The organism is Corallococcus sp. AB049A (assembly GCF_003668885.1).
Taxonomy (GTDB): Bacteria; Myxococcota; Myxococcia; order Myxococcales; family Myxococcaceae; genus Corallococcus; species Corallococcus interemptor.
Genome location: NZ_RAWL01001342.1, coordinates 1 through 406 on the forward strand (window position 1 = coordinate 1; position 406 = coordinate 406).

The following is a 406-nucleotide window of genomic DNA, read 5'->3' on the forward strand; positions in this document are numbered from 1 at the left end:
CTGTACGGTTGTAAGGAATCGCTGGTCGACGCGATCCGTCGCGCGACCGACGTGATGCTGGCGGGCAAGGTCGCCTGCGTCGCCGGTTTCGGTGACGTCGGCAAGGGGTCGGCCCAGTCGCTCCGTAACGGCGGCGCGCGCGTGATGGTGACCGAAGTCGATCCGATCTGCGCGCTGCAGGCGGCGATGGAAGGGTTCGAGGTCGTGACGATGGAAGAGGCCGTGACCCGCGCCGACATCTTCTGCACCGCGACCGGCAATGCCGACGTCATCACCGCCGAGCATATGGCGGCGATGAAGCCGATGAGCATCGTCTGCAACATCGGCCATTTCGACAGCGAGATCCAGATCGCGGCATTCAGCAACTATGAGTGGGACGAAGTGAAGCCGGGCACCGATCTGGTGA

1 protein-coding gene is annotated in these 406 nt (G+C 64.0%); it reads left to right on the plus strand.

Translation table 11 applies throughout. From position 1 onward, the window contains the following. Positions 1-406: NAD(P)-dependent oxidoreductase (locus tag D7X55_RS42075; protein ID WP_147470541.1), on the plus strand; the 406-nt coding region annotated here is incomplete at both ends.